This window comes from Flagellimonas chongwuensis (assembly GCF_013376415.1).
GTDB lineage: Bacteria > Bacteroidota > Bacteroidia > Flavobacteriales > Flavobacteriaceae > Flagellimonas > Flagellimonas chongwuensis.
Genome location: NZ_WYET01000001.1, coordinates 297,848 through 313,184, shown reverse-complemented (window position 1 = coordinate 313,184; position 15,337 = coordinate 297,848). Strand labels below are relative to the sequence as shown.

The 15,337-nt window shown below is 45.1% G+C and carries 9 protein-coding genes; 4 read left to right on the top strand and 5 right to left on the bottom strand.

The window, feature by feature from the left end:
* Nucleotides 1-306: 306 nt before the first annotated feature.
* Nucleotides 307-2,064 carry an Ig-like domain-containing protein gene (locus GUA46_RS01340; protein WP_176618991.1) on the bottom strand — a complete coding sequence of 586 codons (1,758 nt, stop codon included), beginning with the start codon at nt 2,062-2,064 and terminating at the stop codon, nt 307-309.
* A gap of 552 nt (nt 2,065-2,616) precedes the next feature.
* The gene (locus GUA46_RS01335; protein ID WP_176618990.1) at nt 2,617-4,407 is read right to left on the bottom strand and encodes an Ig-like domain-containing protein; all 1,791 of its coding nucleotides are present in this window, start codon (nt 4,405-4,407) and stop codon (nt 2,617-2,619) included.
* Between the two features lie 231 nt (nt 4,408-4,638).
* Between GUA46_RS01335 and GUA46_RS01330 the strand changes: the two genes are divergently transcribed.
* Complete coding sequence (locus GUA46_RS01330; RefSeq protein WP_176618989.1) at nt 4,639-4,821, top strand: hypothetical protein; 183 nt, start codon at nt 4,639-4,641, stop codon at nt 4,819-4,821.
* A gap of 185 nt (nt 4,822-5,006) precedes the next feature.
* On the opposite strand, the gene GUA46_RS01325 is transcribed toward GUA46_RS01330, so the two are convergent.
* On the bottom strand, nt 5,007-7,202 hold the full coding sequence (locus tag GUA46_RS01325) for a S8 family serine peptidase (RefSeq protein ID WP_176618988.1): 2,196 nt from the start codon (nt 7,200-7,202) through the stop codon (nt 5,007-5,009).
* 151 nt (nt 7,203-7,353) lie between these two features.
* The gene (locus GUA46_RS01320; RefSeq protein WP_176618987.1) at nt 7,354-8,304 is read right to left on the bottom strand and encodes an endonuclease/exonuclease/phosphatase family protein; all 951 of its coding nucleotides are present in this window, start codon (nt 8,302-8,304) and stop codon (nt 7,354-7,356) included.
* A gap of 91 nt (nt 8,305-8,395) precedes the next feature.
* On the opposite strand from GUA46_RS01320, the gene hflX reads away from it, so the two are divergent.
* Nucleotides 8,396-9,607 carry a GTPase HflX gene (hflX, locus tag GUA46_RS01315; RefSeq protein WP_108245520.1) on the top strand — a complete coding sequence of 404 codons (1,212 nt, stop codon included), beginning with the start codon at nt 8,396-8,398 and terminating at the stop codon, nt 9,605-9,607.
* 251 nt (nt 9,608-9,858) lie between these two features.
* Here hflX and GUA46_RS01310 read toward each other — a convergent pair whose 3' ends face one another.
* A complete protein-coding gene (locus tag GUA46_RS01310) occupies nt 9,859-10,791 on the bottom strand; it encodes a DUF3078 domain-containing protein (protein WP_176618986.1) in 933 nt (310 codons plus the stop codon).
* A gap of 440 nt (nt 10,792-11,231) precedes the next feature.
* On the opposite strand from GUA46_RS01310, the gene GUA46_RS01305 reads away from it, so the two are divergent.
* Both GUA46_RS01305 and GUA46_RS01300 read left to right on the top strand, forming a co-directional pair.
* The gene (locus GUA46_RS01305; RefSeq protein ID WP_176618985.1) at nt 11,232-12,716 is read left to right on the top strand and encodes an IPT/TIG domain-containing protein; all 1,485 of its coding nucleotides are present in this window, start codon (nt 11,232-11,234) and stop codon (nt 12,714-12,716) included.
* 429 nt (nt 12,717-13,145) lie between these two features.
* Nucleotides 13,146-14,912 (top strand): Ig-like domain-containing protein, encoded by a 1,767-nt coding sequence (locus tag GUA46_RS01300; protein ID WP_176618984.1) that lies wholly within the window; start codon nt 13,146-13,148, stop codon nt 14,910-14,912.
* Nucleotides 14,913-15,337 lie beyond the last annotated feature (425 nt).

Sequence of the window (15,337 nt, the reverse complement as noted above, 5' to 3'; positions counted from 1 at the left end):
TGAGAAATCTTGTAATGCGAGAGGCAAAGGAGATTTCTCAATCGGTGCCCTGCACCTCATTTCGAAATGACAAAAGTTGCTATGAAGAAATGAAGCCTTGATTCTACCCAACCCGCCCATTGTTAATTGATAATTGTTCATTGTCTACTAAACCGACACGAATTCCACGAATTTCCACAAACCTTCATACTGATTTCTGACCTCAGACTTCTGACCTCCGACTTCTGACCTCTGAAATCTAAAAAAGAAAAGCCCCCCGCTTTCACGGAAGGCCTTCTTAACATAATTAAATTGAAGAAAATGAATTTATTTTACGAATACCGAATAAGCATAACCTTCGAAATCCGAGGGTAAAAACACTTTTTCCCCATCTATCCATAAAGTTGGTTTGTACCCATTGTCGCTCATAATCCCCGCAACATATACCTTGTCGTTATGTACAAAAACTGCCTCTGCCCTTCCAAAAGTATCGGAAAGGTATTGTGGTGCATCGTTGTTCTTCCAGAGTACTGGTTTAAAAGTACCATCATCAACATATCCAGCAAAGTACACATTGCCGTTGCTGGCATAAACAGAATGGGCACTACCATTAAAAATAGGGTCGGGCAGAAACTTCATGGAACCATTATTCCAATAAGCAGCATACCCTGGATTACCTCCCTTTCCTGCCACATAAACATTGTTGTCGCCATCCGCAAAAACAGCATAGGTATGATGACTTGTAGTGATAGCATCCAATATAGCAGGTGTTCCATTGGTCCAAAGGGTTGCCTTTAGAACTTGGTTTTCAGAGCTAGACCCGGCAATGAATACATCTCCGTTGAGTACTTGAACTGAATTGGCATATTTAGCAACATACCCTTGACTGGATTCCAACACTTGTTCTACCCCATTGATCCACAATAACGCAACCAAGTTTGGATCTCTATATTCATGTCCAACAACGTAAACATTGCCGCCATTGTCCACAAAAACTGAGGCAGCCGTATTTTCTAGGTACTCTGAATTCTCAGCAAGTATGGTAAGCTCCCCGTTCTTCCAAAGGGCGGGGTGCGCATTCAATTGGCCGACCACATAGACATCCTCCCCGTCCACATAAACAGACCTTGCTAGACCATTTTCTTCGGAGAGCACGGTCTTTTCTCCGTTTTTCCAAAATACTGGTTTGGAACCATCATTGCCTGCTACATATACATCTGTCCCTTCGGGAAACACATCTGTTTTCACCACCACAGTTGCAGTTGCACTTGCATTGTCCACGGTAACGGTAATAACAGCCTCGCCCTCAGCAACGGCGGTAACGTTGCCCTCTTGGTCCACAGTGGCCACATCGGTGTTGTCCGAGCTCCAAACGGGCGTGCTTGTCTCCTCTACGTCTGCCTCCAGGGCAAAAATGGAGAGCTCCCCGGTATCGCCGGTGTAAAGCTCCATGCCCTCCTTGTCCAGTTCCAGTTTGGTCACCGGTCCGTCCACTACGCTTACGGTACAGGTGGCTTCCGCTCCGCCCGCGTTTGCGGTAATAATGGCCTCGCCTATTTTCAATGCAGTCACTACGCCGTCGGTGTCCACGGTGGCGATAGTCTCGTCGCTGCTGCTCCATGCTACGGTGTTCTCGCCTATGTCGGTGGTCACTTCCAGCATGGCGGTATATTTGGGGTAAGGATATAACGTCACCGCCTCTTCGTTAAGGGCAATGGTCAAGGGAACATCCTCTGTAACGGTGAAGGAGTCGCTACTGGTAACGGTCTTCCCGCCCACGGTAACGGATATCTTCGCGGTCTCTGCGCCCTCGGGCACCTCGGCCACGAGCTTGGTGGCACTGGCAGTGGTAACGCTGGCGGCCACGTTGCCGAACTTTACGGTGTTCTTGGATTTGGTGGCATCAAAATTGGTCCCGTTGATGGTGACCAAAGTGCCCACGGTGCCGGAAAGGGGCGTAAAGCTGGTTATCGTCGGGTTTTCATCGCCGGTCTTGGGCGTGTCAGGGCTATCGTCCTTGCCGCAGGAAAGCGCGAACAGGCAAACCGATAGGGCCGCAACGGCCCAAATACTGAATTTTTTCATTGGAATTCCTTTTTTAAAGTTATCAATGCCAACAAAGTAAGGGCAAGCGAAGGTGTTTCAAGGGCACCAATTGACGGATGCCCCGTTTGAATTGACGGATGGGGGTTTTGGGTTTAGGAGAAGTGAGATTTTAGTATTGAGAAGTGAGAAAACGGGGTGGGTTGAGCTATCAGAGGTCGGTTGACGGTCGCTGAGCGGAGTCAAAGCGACATTTTATTGATTGTACATTGAATGGACACGAATTACACGGATTATCACGAACTATTGGCCAAAGGGAAAAAGGTGAAGGGTAAAAGGTTCCGAGTGTCATTTCGAACGGATGTGAGAAATCTTGTAATGTGTGGCAAAGAAGATTTCTCAATCGGTGTGCTGCACCTCATTTCGAAATGACAAAAGTTGCTATCGAGTTCGGAGTCTTGGTTCTTGACTCTTGGCTCTTTTGTCTATCCTCTTTTATCTCACATCTCAATACTCCCATCTAATATCTACCAAAAAGAAAAGCCCCCCGCTCGCACGGAAGGCTTAATCTTATAAATGGTTAACCAATATTGTTTATTCCTTAAGGAACACGGAGTATATCCTAGCAGGGTTTAATCCATCTGTAGCAAAAGATAAATCGGCATTATTACTGAATGAACCTGCAAAAGCGAAATTGTCCGGAGTATATCCGCCAAACAAATCAGTTCCAGAAGTACTGACATATATAGAGGTATAGGTTTGTGCTGTTGGATCAAAAGGATCAAAATTCAGTGCACCATTTTTTGAGTAAAAGCCATAGTTATTACTGCCATTGTTTACATAGCCCACTATATGTTTGTTGCCTTCATGTACATACACGGAATTGGCAACGCTGAAGACTTCTCCATTTATTACACCTTGAAAAGCATTGAAGACTACACCATCAACCCAAACCGTGGCTTCTCTGCTGTTTCCGCTACCTAAATAGCCTGCCATATAAACGGTGTCCCCGTCCACATATAGCGAGTTGGCTCCGGAGGCTTGCTCCTCATGAAAACTGATTTCACCATCTTTCCATAATACCGCTTTTGTTGTATTTCCATCGGAGTAAGTTCCTGCTACATAAACATGGCCATCGCTCACAAATATATCCCTTGCCGTGGCGGTAGGGTTCTCATTGTCAAACTCCAGATAGGTCAGCACCCCATCTTTCCAGTACACGGCTTCGTTACTTAGGTTTCCGGCAACATACACAGATCCGTTGTCAACAAACACGGATGTTGCGCTACCAAAATCATCTCCTCCCTCGAGCTCGACAACTTGGCCGTTCACCCACAATCTTGCCATGTTGATGAACGTATCCGGGTCAATTTCTGTACCGGCCACATATACCTTATCGTCCACGAAAATAGAATTGGCATTGCTAATATTTTCACTCAGCTCGTAAAATACCTCTCCATTGTGCCATACCGTGGCGATATTCTTTTCGCCATTGTTCAAGTATCCTGCGGCATAAGGGCCGACTTCGGCCACTGTCGGCGGTAAAACCACCACAGTTGCAGTTGCACTTGCATTGTCCACGGTAACGGTAATGGTGGCCTGGCCCTCCGCCACAGCGGTAACCTTGCCCTCTTGGTCCACGGTGGCCACATCGGTGTTGTCCGAGCTCCAAACGGGCGTGCTTGTCTCCTCTACGTCTGCCTCCAGTGCAAAAATGGAGAGTTCCCCGGTATTGCCGGTGTAAAGCTCCATGCCCTCCTTGTCCAGTTCCAGTTTGGTCACCGGTCCGTCCACCACGCTCACGGTACAGGTGGCTTCCGCTCCGCCCGCGTTTGCGGTAATAATGGCCTCGCCTATTTTCAATGCAGTCACTACGCCGTCGGTGTCCACGGTGGCGATAGTCTCGTCGCTGCTGCTCCATGCTACGGTGTTCTCGCCTATGTCGGTGGTCACTTCCAGCATGGCGGTATATTTGGGGTAAGGATATAACGTCACCGCCTCTTCGTTAAGGGCAATGGTCAAGGGAACATCCTCTGTAACGGTGAAGGAGTCGCTACTGGTAACGGTCTTCCCGCCCACGGTAACGGATATCTTCGCGGTCTCTGCGCCCTCGGGCACCTCGGCCACGAGCTTGGTGGCACTGGCTGTGGTAACGCTGGCTGCCACGTTTCCGAACTTTACGGTGTTGTTGGATTTGGTGGCATCAAAATTGGTCCCGTTGATGGTAACCAAAGTGCCCACGGTGCCGGAAAGGGGCGTAAAGCTGGTTATCGTCGGGTTTTCATCGCCGGTCTTGGGCGTGTCAGGGCTATCGTCCTTGCCACAGGAAAGCGCGAACAGGCAAACCGATAGGGCCGCAACGGCCCAAATACTGAATTTTTTCATTGGAATTCCTTTTTTAAAGTTATCAATGCCAACAAAGTAAGGGCAAGCGAAGGTGTTTCAAGGGCACCAATTGACGGATGCCCCGTTTGAATTGACGGATGGGGGTTTTGGGTTTAGGAGAAGTGAGATTTTAGTATTGAGAAGTGAGAAAACGGGGTGGGTTGAGCTATCAGAGGTCGGTTGACGGTCGCTGAGCGGAGTCAAAGCGACATTTTATTGATTGTACATTGAATGGACACGAATTACACGGATTATCACGAACTATTGGCCAAAGGGAAAAAGGTGAAGGGTAAAAGGTTCCGAGTGTCATTTCGAACGGATGTGAGAAATCTAGTGATGCGAAGTGCAAAGGAGATTTCTCAATCGGTGCGCTGCACCTCATTTCGAAATGACCAACCAGCTTTGGAGTTTTGACTCTTTTTTATTAAAACTATCATAACTCACTTGATTGCTTATTGCCCATTGGTGATTGGTCATTGAAAAGACACGAATTACACGGATTATCGCGAACTTTTTATGGGGAGGCAGATGTCAGATGTCAGAAGTCAGAGGTCTGATTTCTGACATCTGATGTCTTGGTTCTTGAATCTTTATTCTTTTTAATTCTTGTAAAACTTGGTGCTTTTAATACCGGAATAATCCTGAACTACCAAAACATACAATCCGGATGATAAGGATGATACATTGATGGAGCCTTGTGTCTTCCCTTTTTTAATCACGTTGCCGGAAGTGGTCACGATGGAGAACTCTGCATCTTGGGATAGTTCTGCTTCAACATTTAGATAGTCCACAGCAGGATTTGGGAATATGGAGATGTTCAATTCTTGGGGAACAAACATGGGCGTATTCTCTATCAATACGGTTTCTTCGCCGTTAAATTCAAACTCGATGGTTTCAGAAAATTCGGAAACGGCATTTTCAGTACAAATGGAACGTACTCGCGCCTCGTATACTTTGCCTTCTTCCAAAGTGGTAAGTTCAAAATTGTTGTCCCAAATCAATTCGTTCGACCAATTGTCAGCATCAATACTTTTGTACTGGATCTCGAACAATGTTTCATCGGCTTTGCTCCAAGAAATGGTAGCACTCTCCCCCGTCAAATTTTCCAATGCAACATCAGAAGGAATATCGATAGAGCAATTGGAGATCTGTGCTCCTGAAACTACCAGCGAAAAATCCTGAAAACCGTTCTTTAAGCTACCCTTATGAGAAATGGTAATGGTGTAGGTGCCTTTTGCGTTTTCCACCTCAACTCGTTCAAACGGGTCAACTTTATTGTCGCCCTTGGTAGCAGCATCGTTGGCTTTTGCAGGATTCAACTTCCAAGGAAAATAAGTTTCTCCGTTCTTGGTGATCCTAATATCCAAATCGTTCACCAAAGCAGGGTTAGTGCTATTGAGTTCGCCTCGGTTTATGTTTTCCGATTCTGGGTCGGTCCAAGAAATCGAAGCCACCAATGGAACACCATCAGTTGCATTTACAGTTATGCTATAGGTTTCACCGTTTGATAGGCTTTCCTCGTTCACTAAAGCGGTAAAATCTTTATTCTGAAGAACTTCTGCCGCAGATTTGGCATTTATTACTCCCCAGCCCATTTTGTAGTCGGGCCCCTTTGCATCAACATCGTCGGCAGTATGAAGCGCAAGCCCTTTTAAGGTCGCCGCTTTCATATAACTGCCAAAAAGTTCTTCGTGGTACTGCTGCAACAACAACAATGACCCTGTTACTCCCGGCGCAGCCATCGAAGTTCCGGCGGAAACTTGGTAACTGCTATTGGTAGCCGAACTCGTGGAAAGTATGTTTCCTCCATCACCGGCAAGGTCTGGCTTTATACGCCCATCATCAATAGGTCCAAAACTACTGTAGTTGGCAACAGAGGCTTTTTTAAGTTCGCCATTGCTGCCTATTTCAGTATTGGCCCCGGCGACCGTCAATCCGTTTTTAGTGGTGGTAAAGCCCAATAGTAGATCAAAACCATCAGCCGTTTTGCCATAAAATGGAGATTCGTTGTCGTTGGAGGTTCGGGCATTGCCCGCTGCGGTCACCATCAAATAATATGGAGCGTTGTACATGATCTTGTCCCAGTCCTGTGTGACTTTAATATAGGCCCCAAAATACCAATCCGGCACCCTGTCCGACAAAATCCCATAGGAATGGTTGCTCAAGAGCATTCCGTTCGCGGCGGCTTCGGCAACTTCAATCTTATCCCTGCTCCAATCGTGGGTCAGGGCTTGGGCCCCGTATGCAACTCCTTTTGCATTGGGCTCGACACCGGCAGAAATCAAGTTTCCTGTGACCAAAGTAGCGTGAAGGCTCACCTCAACAGCATTATCCGCATTAATGGCCCGTGTATCAAATTCTTGATGCGATGTAAGCGCAACCCCAGAATCCCATACGCCCACTTCCATACGGGTGCCGGTAAGTCCCAAGTTCAACAGACCTTTGTCATAAAGGGTATGTGCTCTGGATGTTTGGGAGGCTGGATCGTTAAGCGTGGTGTAATATAGGGGTGTTCCATCGGTACCAATGTCCTTTAATGCGGTTTGTGTACCGTTTGTTTTGTTTTCCATGGCACTGATGCCTTTGGATTTTATCAACTCACCTATTTTTTTTTGTTTGGACTGATGCTCCATTTCCATTTCGGAAATCAAAGAGGACATTTTTCCTTGGTCGTAGGAAGCGCTGATCTTTTTTTTGGCAGAATCAGATTGTGCAAGGATGGAGGTTCCGCCTATAAGCGAAAGTAAAATAGTGAAGATCACTCCCTTGGCCCCTAAAGGAAATCTGTAATCCATAGTTAAGTTAAGGTAAGATTTGGACTACGAATATAATTTGAGATGTAGGATTCATCGATAAAATTCCTACTTTATTCGATGAAATGCATAGTGATTTACCGCTTTATGTTGTGAAAATTAACTTTTATGTGGTGTAGACTTATTCCTACTCTTACGTTTTGTTCTCATCCATGAGTATGTACACGGGAAAATGGTCACTATACCCACCTAAATATTTGTTCCCAGCATAAGTTCTAAATGGATTACCCTTATACCTGCCTTTCCACTCCTTTAAGAAACGGGGAGCAAAAATGTCTGCCTTTACAAAACTATGGGTGTTTACTTCGTAGTTCAAAAAACTGTGAGAAATAAGGATTTGGTCGAAAAGACTCCATGCTCTCTTGTAATTGGCGCTACCTGTGACGGGCGACAGAAGTTTTTTCATTGGGTTTATCAATTGACCGGTATCCATGAGGGTTTGAATACTTTCAGAATTTGGTCCATCGTTAAAATCGCCCATTATAATAACGTTCGGGTTATCCCCAGTTATCCGGTCGATTTTTTGAAGTATGGTGTTAGCTGCCTTTATGCGTTTGTAGCTTGTTATTTCTGCACCCTCCCTCCGAGATGGCCAATGGTTCACGAATATGTGAACCTCCTCTTGGTGCAACTTTCCACGTACATAAAGAATATCACGAGTAAGGTCGCGCTCGCCGTTGGTGTTCTGTACTATCAAGGGAATGGTTTCGGCACCGATTACCCCAAAATGTTTTTTATGATAGATAAGCGCCGTATCTATCCCACGTTCATCGGGTGAATCAAAATGCACAAAATCGTAGTCGATATCTCGTAGCTGTTTTGATTTCAACAAGGATTTTATCACATTTTTATTTTCAACCTCCGCCAAGCCGATCAAAATCGGAGGAGAATCACTTTCGTTCGAGCCTATCGCGGAAATTGTCCTTGAAATTTTGTTGGCCTTGTTCCAAAATTTGGCCTTGTTCCACTTCTTAAACCCGTTCGGCGTAAAGTCATCATCCAACAAATACGGATCGTTTACGGTATCAAAGAAATTTTCAAGGTTATAAAATGCTACGGAGTATCTGTTTTCCTGTTTTTGCAATTAAAAAAGTATAAGGGTTGACAAATAGAGAAGGCAAAGTACAAAAATAGCTTCCAAAACATTACGTAAATTTGTAGTCTAAATCCATTTGATGCTAGAAAAGAAATCAATAGAATATGAAAAGGCGGTACTTATAGGTGTTTTGAACCAGTACCAAGATGAGGACAAGGTAAAGGAATACTTGGATGAACTTGAATTTTTGACGTATACCGCGGGCGGAGAAGTTGAAAAAAGGTTTGTACAACGGATTGATGTGCCCAATCCAAAGACCTACATTGGGAGCGGTAAAATGGAAGAGGTACGCCAATTTGTAAAGGAAAATGAAATCGGCTCCGTTATCTTTGATGATGAACTATCCCCTGCACAACAGAACAATATTGAAAAGCTATTAAAGTGCAAGGTTTTGGATAGAACCAGCCTTATTCTGGACATTTTTGCCCAACGTGCTCAAACAAGCTATGCCCGTACCCAGGTGGAACTGGCACAATATGAATATTTATTACCGCGATTGACCGGTCTTTGGACACACTTGGAGCGTCAACGAGGGGGTATCGGTATGCGGGGGCCTGGTGAAACGGAGATTGAAACGGATAGACGGATTGTGCGTGACCGAATTGCCCTTCTAAAAAAGAAATTGGCCAAAATAGACCGCCAAATGGAGACACAGCGAGGCAACCGTGGGTCTTTGGTCAGGGTTGCTTTGGTGGGGTATACCAACGTTGGTAAATCCACTTTAATGAACGTGATCAGCAAGAGCGAAGTGTTCGCAGAGAACAAGCTGTTCGCCACGTTGGACACCACGGTCAGAAAAGTGGTGTTGGGCAATCTTCCTTTTTTGCTAAGTGATACGGTAGGATTTATTCGAAAACTGCCCACCCAGTTGGTAGAAAGTTTTAAGAGTACGCTGGACGAGGTACGTGAAGCTGACCTACTGTTGCATGTAGTGGATATTTCCCATCCGAATTTTGAGGAACATATCGACTCCGTAAATCAGATTTTGGACGAAATTGACAGTTCGGACAAGCCCTGCATTATGGTGTTCAATAAAATCGACCAGTACAGTCCGGAGGAGATAGATGAGGATGATTTGGTGACAGAACGCACTTCCGCCCATTTTACCTTGGAGGAGTGGAAGAAAACTTGGCTCAATAAAATTGGGGACAAAGCACTTTTTATATCGGCCCTCAACAAGGAAAACATGGACGAGTTCCGAAAACGTGTTTATGATGCGGTTCGCGATATCCATGTAACCCGATTTCCGTACAACAACTTTTTGTACCCGGAACATTTGGACGAGTATTGATTCTGGCGACATCTTCGACGAACTACAACTTAATATTTGTTTCACAACAGTTTTGGGACACTTCACAACAAAAGTTTAGGCAATCACCACCCATGGCCTACTTTCACATTGTTTTTAAGTCATTTTAGTGTCGAACGCAGATCTTAATCGATCTTAACCTACTTAGACCATGGTCTTGAAAACATAAAAAACATTTTCACCCCACAAAAAAGCCACCGTTTCGGTGGCTTTTTTTATGCTTCGTATTTAAATCAGAACTTATAACTAAGCCCTAAAGTCCAGTAGGTCTGTAGTTCGTTATCTATAGTATCGAAGGTAGCATCTGGATTGGGGGTCGGGGCATTGTTCACGATATAGTTAAGCGTCTCTTGCTTGTTGTTTCTCAAACCAAAATCAAAACCTACTCCTATCATTTTCCATAATTTATAGCTGAAGGAATTGGTCCAGGTCCAGTTGCTCAGGTCGCTGCTTTCATAGCTTTGGAACAGGGATAGGTTACTTTTAAAGCTCACTGCACCAAGTTGTTTGGTATAGTCCGCCACAATCTTGGCACCCATGGAAGATTCAAAAATGGTATCCTCACTACTGAATACAAAGTTGTAGTTGAGTGGATGCATTACTACCACCAAATCCGGTATCGGTGTCCAAGTGGCACCCACACCAAGATCTAAATAGCCAGGATCGTTAAAGTTGCTCAGTATCGTGGTCCTATATTCTGCAAGACCGGAAATAGCAAACTTTTCGCTTAGTTTTCTACCGTATAAGGATGAAATATTGAACACATCCGTAGCTTGACGAAAGCTATCATCATCTGTAGGGTCATCCTTATCGTCCAATTTTACCCAAGAAAGGTTGACGTTGGCGGCATTTCTCCAAAAAAACTTTTCTTCTTTAAGATTGGCAAAGGCATTTACCGTAAATCCGATATTGCCTGATGAGTTGTTGGGGATTCCTTGTGCAAACCAATTGTTGAACTGGGACAGGCTCCCGCCGATGGTCCCGAAAGCACCTATTTTCCACCCGGGAAGGGCGTCTAACTGAGCTTGAAGGGCATTCACCCTTTTTTGAATAGCTGCAATGGAATCTTTTTTAGGTCCCATTTCGGCCTTGATCTCCTCTGCTGTCTGCGCAGAAGCAAAAGAAACCGTAAAGACTGCCATGGCGGCCAAAAGCAATTTTTTCATAGTATGGAGTTTTCTGTTTAGAACCGTAAAAGTAAGAAATGTCATCACTTTTTCAGTTAACAATGGACAATAAGCGATAAACAATGTGATAGGGTTGGGTGGATTCAAGAACCAAGAACCAAGATATCAGATGTCAGACATCAGCAGTCAGACCTCTGAAACCTGAAATCTGATCTCCCTATAAAAAGTTCGTGATAATTCGTGTCCATTCAATGTACACTCAATAAAATGTCGCTTCAACTCCGCTCAGCGACCGTCAACCGACGTCTGATAGCTGAACCCACCCCGTTTTCTCACTTCTCAATACTAAAATCTCACCTCTCCTAAACCCAAAACCCTTATCCGTCAATTTAAAAGGGGCATACGTCAATTGGTGCCAGATCGCCCCAAAACTTTGACATTTCTTTGCGATGAATTAATAATCCCATAAAATTTTTGTTATGAAAAAAGTATTGTTGCAAGCATCGCTTGCTTTCTCAATTTTTATAGTTGCTTTGGCGTGCAGTAAGGACGACGCTCCCGCACCTATACCCGCTCCCTCTATCACCAATTTTACCCCGTCTTCCGGTAAAGTTGGAACCAATGTTACCATTAATGGTAAAAATTTTGGGAATACCAAAACCAATAACACGGTTAAATTTGGAAACATTGCCGCAGAAATAACCACCGTTTCCACCACTAAACTTGTGGTAACTGTTCCTGTTGGCGCAATTACTGGAAAAATATCCGTAACAGCCAATGGAGATACGGCAATTAGTACCTCCACATTTACCGTGGAAGAGGATGCCCCAGTATTGGCGTTGAACAAAACAGCCTTGGAACTTTACACCTTGGACAACGAAATCCTTGTTGCCAGCGGAAATGGAGGGGCAACCATTAACTGGACCTCCAGTAATCCGGAAGTGGCCATGGTAGATGCCAATGGTAAAGTAACTGCCATGGGAGCCGGAAATGCAACAATAACAGCTACGGTAGGAAGTCAATCTGTAAATGCAGTTGCGACTATTGTGCCCAATGTGTATATCGGAGGATATGAGAGCAATGGAACCAACAATGTGGCGGCCATTTGGAAAAATGGTACAAAACAAGGACTCAGCACCAGCAGTGACAATTCACAAGTGAATTCCTTGTTCGTTGTTGGAGCTGACACCTATGCAGCCGGTAATGACGGCAATGTGGCCATGGTCTGGAAAAACGGGGAAGAACTTTACCAGCTTACCAACGGCGCCAATGGGGCACGGGCCAATGGAATATTCGTTGAAGGTTCCGATGTATATGCTGTAGGCGAGGAAAGTGTAGACGGGTTTTTTGTAGCTAAGGTTTGGAAAAACGGCAACCTTTTAAAAAACGTAACCAACGGGGTTACCAATGCCTATGGTAAATCGATTCATGTGGACGGTATTGATATATACGTAGCCGGACATGAGAGCAACGGAGAGCTAAATGAAGCTAGGGTGTGGAAAAACTTTCAGGTATTGCACGATCTTTCAGATGGCAGCAACCCCGCGGAAGCATATTCCATGGTTTGGGATGGAACCGATGTCTATACAGTGGGGACAGAAATCAAAGTGGGCAAATTTGTAGCTCAAATCTGGAAGAACAATGTGCTTGCGAAAGAACTTACCGATGGAAGCAACAACGGATATGCCCAATCTGTTTTTGTTGATGGTGACAATGTATTTGTTGCTGGAAACGATGGTATTGCTCCGAAGATATGGAAGAATGGGGAAGTATTATATCAACATCCTGATGGTGGAAACTACACGGAAGCCAACGCTATCCACACCAATATTGGTAATGTGTATGCATCCGGGTTCGCAGCCTTAGGTGGTAAAAATGTGGTCAAACTATGGAAGAACGATGAGGAGATGACCATTACTGATGGTTCCCAAGATGCCAAATCTTTTGACTTGATAGTACAATAAATTTTATTTACTCTAATTTTTATTTGGTTGAACAGGCCCTCGCTTTGGTGGGGGCTTTTCTTTTTGGTAGATATTAGATGTTGGTATTGAGATGTGGGATAAAAGAGCTAAGAATCAAGATATCAGAATTCAGAAATCTGAGATCTGAGATCTGCCTCCCCATAAAAAGTTCGTGATAATCCGTGTAATTCGTGTCCATTCAATGTACAATCAATAAAATGTCGCTTCGACTCCGCTCAGCGACCGTCAACCGACCTCTGATAGCTGAGCCCACCCCGTTTTCTCACTTCTCAATACTAAAATCTCACTTCTCCTAAACCCAAAACCCCCATCCGTCAATTCAAAAGGGGCATCCGTCAATTGGTGCCCTTAAAATACCTTCGCTTGCCCTTACTTTGTTGGAATCGACAACTTTAAAAAGTAATTGATATGAAAAAATTCAGTATTTGGGCCGTTGCTGCCCTATCGGTTTGCCTGTTCGCACTTTCCTGTGGCAAGGACGATGACCCTGACACTCCCGATACCCCCGACACGCCCAAGACCGGCGATGAAAACCCGACGATAACCAGCTTTACGCCCCTTTCCGGCACCGTGGGCACTTTGGTCACCATCAACGGGACCAACTTTGATGCCACCAAATCCAACAACACCGTAAAGTTCGGAAACGTAGTAGCTTCCTTGAGCACTGCAAGTGCCACTAAGCTCGTGGCCGAGGTACCCGAGGGCGCAGAGACCGCGAAGATATCCGTTACCGTGAGCGGGAAGACCGCTACCAGCACCGACACGTTCAAAGTTACCGAGGATGTTCCCTTGACCATTGCCCTTAACGAAGAGGCGGTGACGTTATATCCTTACCCCAAATATACCGCTATGTTGGAAGTGACCACCGACATAGGCGAGAACACCGTGGCGTGGAGCAGCAGCGACGAAACTGTAGCTACCGTGGACGCCGACGGTACGGTGACCGCCCTGAAAATAGGCGAGGCCACCATTACCGCAAACGCGGGCGGAGCGGAAGCCACCTGTACCGTAAGCGTGGTGGACGGACCGGTGACCAAACTGGAATTGGACAAGGAGGGCATGGAGCTCTATACCGGCGATACCGGGGAACTCTCCATTTTTGCTTTGGAGGCCGATGTGGAGGAGACCAGCACCCCCGTTTGGAGCTCGGACAACACCGATGTGGCCACCGTGGACCAAGATGGCAATGTTACCGCCGTGGCAGAGGGCGAGGCCGTTATTACCGTTACTGTGGACAATGCAAGTGCAACCTCCACCATTGTGGTAAACCCGAATGTTTATATCTCAGGCAATGAAATGAACGAACAATTCCTGTATGTAGCCAAGGTCTGGAAAAATGGGGAAGTTCTTTATGAGCTTACCGATGGAACCAAGGATGCCTACGCCGGTGACATATTTGTGGATGGTGACGATATTTATGTGGTTGGTAATGAATATGATGGAAATATACAAGTTGCCAAAATTTGGAAAAATGGCGTTGCCACGACCCTTGCAGGGTTTGCAAACGCCCGCTCTATTTTTGTAAGTGAAAGCATTGTCTATGTTGCAGGGACCATAAAAACCGATAACGGTACCAAGGCCGCTGTCTGGAAAAACGGTATGTTGGAACTGTTGCCAACGGAAACCACTAACGGTGTAGAGGTCAACTCCATTTTTGTACATGAAGGAGTGGTCTATGTGGTCGGCTCTGATTTTACTAATTTCACTAGTGTTGCTGCTTTGTGGGAGGATGGAGAAGTTACATTTCTTTCTGAAACACAGTCAGAAGCCCAATCGGTATTTGTAAGTGATGAAAACATATATGTGGCAGGATTTATAGGAGGTGAACCCAACATCAGTGCCACTATTTGGGCAAATGGCACTGAGATTTCAGGGGCCGCACCATCCTCTGCTGAAGATGTTTACATTGAAAATGGGGATGTGTATACTGCCCTATCCGTTAATTATGAGCCACAGATTTGGAAAAATGGCGCATTGCTTTATGATCTTCCGGGACCGGTAGGAATTGAAAGCTCAATAGAAGGCTTAACATTGCATAATTCCAAGGTTTATTCGGTCGGTGAAGTGTATGATGAAAATGATAAATTAAATATTATTTATTGGGTCAATGATGAACTGTTTCATCTTACCGATGCAGAGTTTAATGCTTATGGCCCTTCCATTTTCGTAAAATAGTATAGTCTTTAAATTTAATGGTTAATTATTGAAAGGCCTTCTGCGTGAGCGGGGGGCTTTTCTTTTTTAGATTTCAGAGGTCAGAAGTCAGAAGTCAGAAGTCGGAAGTCAGAAGTCTGAGGTCTGAGGTCAGAAGTCGGAAGTCGGTATGAAGGTTTGTGGAAATTCGTGGAATTCGTGTCGGTTCAGTAGACAATGAACAATTATCAATTAACAATGGGTGGGTTGGGTGGAGTCAAGAGCCAAGACATCAGAAGTCAGAAGTCGGAAGTCAGAAGTCGGAGGTCAGAAGTCTGAGGTCAGAAATCAGTATGAAGGTTTGTGGAAATTCGTGTCGGTTCAAATAGATTGTTCCCAAAGATTCAACAACCAAAACTCCAAGAAAAACTTCTTATTGGGGAGCAACTTTTGTCATTTCGAAATGA

Excerpts from the sequence above, each read along its gene's own strand:
- GUA46_RS01335 (WP_176618990.1), bottom strand. The coding sequence starts at position 4,407 with ATGAAAAAATTCAGTATTTGGGCCGTTGCGGCCCTATCGGTTTGCCTG.
- GUA46_RS01300 (WP_176618984.1), top strand. The coding sequence starts at position 13,146 with ATGAAAAAATTCAGTATTTGGGCCGTTGCTGCCCTATCGGTTTGCCTG.
- GUA46_RS01325 (WP_176618988.1), bottom strand. The coding sequence starts at position 7,202 with ATGGATTACAGATTTCCTTTAGGGGCCAAGGGAGTGATCTTCACTATT.
- GUA46_RS01340 (WP_176618991.1), bottom strand. The coding sequence starts at position 2,064 with ATGAAAAAATTCAGTATTTGGGCCGTTGCGGCCCTATCGGTTTGCCTG.
- GUA46_RS01305 (WP_176618985.1), top strand. The coding sequence starts at position 11,232 with ATGAAAAAAGTATTGTTGCAAGCATCGCTTGCTTTCTCAATTTTTATA.
- GUA46_RS01310 (WP_176618986.1), bottom strand. The coding sequence starts at position 10,791 with ATGAAAAAATTGCTTTTGGCCGCCATGGCAGTCTTTACGGTTTCTTTT.
- hflX (WP_108245520.1), top strand. The coding sequence starts at position 8,396 with ATGCTAGAAAAGAAATCAATAGAATATGAAAAGGCGGTACTTATAGGT.
- GUA46_RS01330 (WP_176618989.1), top strand. The coding sequence starts at position 4,639 with ATGGACACGAATTACACGGATTATCACGAACTATTGGCCAAAGGGAAA.